Source organism: Fulvivirga sp., assembly GCF_040220315.1.
Lineage (GTDB): Bacteria > Bacteroidota > Bacteroidia > Cytophagales > Cyclobacteriaceae > Fulvivirga.
The window spans coordinates 1-2917 of the sequence record NZ_JAVJUY010000217.1 but is presented as its reverse complement, the minus strand read 5'-3'; the positions used below and the strand labels follow the sequence as shown (position 1 = coordinate 2917).

General features: G+C 38.8%; 3 protein-coding genes. All 3 read left to right on the top strand.

The genetic code is table 11. The features are described from left to right. Positions 1–1534 (top strand): Eco57I restriction-modification methylase domain-containing protein (locus tag RLO81_RS10665; RefSeq protein WP_350111234.1); only part of this gene is annotated, 1534 nt, incomplete at its 5' end. Between the two features lie 101 nt (positions 1535–1635). Then, positions 1636–2679, top strand: a complete 1044-nt coding sequence (locus tag RLO81_RS10660; RefSeq protein ID WP_350111231.1) for a putative phage abortive infection protein — start codon at positions 1636–1638, stop codon at positions 2677–2679. Positions 2680–2714: 35 nt separating this feature from the next. Then, positions 2715–2917: AlbA family DNA-binding domain-containing protein (locus RLO81_RS10655; protein WP_350111228.1), on the top strand; the 203-nt coding region annotated here is incomplete at its 3' end.

The following is a 2917-nucleotide window of genomic DNA, read 5'->3' as shown; positions in this document are numbered from 1 at the left end:
CAACATCAGGGCAGGAAATACCCTGGTTGGCTTTGCCACTGAACAAGAATTACTGAGGGCAATCAAAGCCGACCGGCATGGACAGTATCGAACGGGTTATGAAGAAGTGTTGGAAGCCTTTACCGAGGAATGCGAACTGGTAAGTAAAGCTTATGCTCATTTCCAGAACAGTCAACTTATCAACGATCAGGGATCGAACAGCTTCCGGGAGGCAAAGGAAGAGCTTAAAAGCCGGTTGAAACAATTAAACGATCGATTGAATGAATACCTGGCTGACGCTTATGGAGTGAGTAAATATGAAGACATGGGTGGCAACACTGGATTGTTTAGCAGTCCGAGTACCATTCAGCAGGAAACTGAGGGATACAAGTCCTGGCTTACTTCGCACCAACCCATTCATTGGTTTGCAGAATTTTACCAGATCATTTCTGGTAGTGGTGGGTTTGACGTGATTATTGGAAATCCTCCCTATGTACTCTACAAAGACATAAAGAAAACCTATTCAATTCAGGGCTATACATCAATTGATTCAGGTGATTTATATGCTTATGTCATGGAAAGATCAATGAATCTTACTGGTCCTCAAAGTAAGCTAAGCTTCATTATTCCAATGAGTTGTTTTTCAGTTGATGGCTTTAAGTCCATTCAAAAGATATATTTTGAGGAATCAGAATTTATCTATATCAGCAATTGGTCAGGTGATGCCCATCCTTCGAAAATGTTTGAAGGAGTCGATAAGCGCCTCCACATAGTAATATCTAGCAAATCCAAAGAAGCCGAATGTAACGTTTTTTCGACAAACTATATTAAGTGGTACTCAGAGGAAAGATCGAACATTTTTGATTTACGAGTGAATTACACAAGTGTGGATATGGAGTCAGATCCCATTTTTCCTACATCTGTGACTAAAGTTCAATCATTGGTTGAAAAATCAATAATAAAAAAGCTCAAAAGAGGTGATACTGTTGCCCAAAGATCTCAGAAACCTTCAAGTTCATCTGTTGTGTATTACACTCGTAAGGTGTCGTTTTTTCTCCAATTTCTAGATTTTGTCCCCAAGGTGCTAGACGAAAAAAATATTAAAAGAGAACCATCTGAATTAAAAAGAATCTATTTCCCTAAACAACATGACAAAGATTTGGTTCTCTGTAGTCTTTCATCAGCAACGTTCTACATGTTTTACATTGTGAACTCAGATTGCCGGAATTTAAATAAACGTGAGGTATATCAATTTCCTATTCCCAAAATTGAGGGTTCGCAATCCTTGACCAATATTGCTAAAGAATTGATGGAAGACTATGTAAAGAATTCTTTTGAAAGAACAGTAGATTACAAGAACAAAGGTTCAATCACCGTTCAATACTTTAATTTCAGGCCAAGCAAACCCATCATCGACCAGATCGACACAGTGCTTGCAGAGCATTATGGCTTCACCGAGGAGGAGCTGGATTTCATTATCAATTATGATATCAAGTACCGTATTGGCAAGGCGCTCTTCGGAGAAGATGGTAATGGAGAGGAGGAGGAAGAGTGAAATTATTACGGATAAAGGGTAAAAGCAGCCAACATACAACAACCTTTGGATGGGGTTTCTGGAAGGTTTTCATTCCGTTTCTGTTATTGATGGGATTGATCATGTTTTTTCCACTCTGGTTTACTCAAAAAAGTTGGCTCATTTATTTTGACCTTGTTGTTAACACAGAAACAGGCCAGATGGGAGATACTTTTGGCGGGCTTATGGCTCCTTACATTGCTATGGTGGCTGCTGGCCTTACCTTCATGGCTTTCTGGGTGCAGTATATAGCTAATCAAAATCAGAGGCATGATATTCAGGTGGAGAGATTTGAAAATAAATTCTATGAAATGCTACGCCTGCACCGTGATAATGTAACTGAAGTTGAAATAGCTGGCAATCACAATGGAAGAAAGGCATTTATCAAGATGTATGAGGAATTTCGATATTGCTATTTCATGTGTCACGAATTGCTCAATTCAACGGATGGAGAAAGGAAATGGAAAAAGGAAGAAATTGATTCAAAAGATTTTAATGAAATCGCATATAGTTTTTTCTTTTTTGGAGGAGGTCCCAATTCTGATATCGCAACTGAACCCCTCGAAAGTAAATTCAATAAAGATTTTGTTAAGGATTTAAGGTTAAATATTCGAACTCTCCAGTCAAATTATAGAGAGTATCGTGACAAAATCTTAAAGAAAAATCAGAATTTATCAAATACACCATATACAGGTAAACTCAAACATGAAGGAAATACCGCAAATCTGAGAATTGATTATCAGCCCCTTGATGGACATAGTTCAAAGTTGGGGCACTACTATCGTCATTTATATCAAACTGTAAAATTTGTAGATCGGTATTCGGAGAGTGTAGTAACTAGAAAAGAGAAGTACGAATACCTCAAGACCTTACGAGCTCAATTATCAAATCATGAGCAGGCACTTCTTTATTTCAATTCATTCTTTGTAGCGGGAAGAAAGTGGTACGAGGAAGGCTTCTTTCTCACATGGAAAATCATTAAGAATCTTCCGTTTAATCTAGTGCGGGGTGTTGGGATACAACCTGAAGAGAAGTTTGAAGAGGAGATACGAGAGAAAGAGAATATTGAAGACAAAGATTTGATTAATGCTCGCTTGGGTGAACTATTTGATTGGATTGGAGGATAACGAAATGTGATTATGCCTGAACAACAAAATATTCGATGACAGCAGAAGAACTACAAACACTCATATCTTCAGGAGAGGGCTACCAGGCCGAATGGAAGCGGTCAGTTCCTTCCAAAGTGAAAGAACTAACCGAGGAAATCTGTGCCTTTGCCAATGCTGCCGGAGGCACCTTACTGGTTGGTGTGGATGACCATAATCAAATCATTGGAGCAGCTGTCACCAATGCAAAACTTTCAGC

Bases quoted from the DNA above. Each gene is read 5' to 3' on its own strand.
- RLO81_RS10660 (WP_350111231.1), top strand. From the start codon at position 1,636: ATGTTTTTTCCACTCTGGTTTACTCAAAAAAGTTGGCTCATTTATTTT.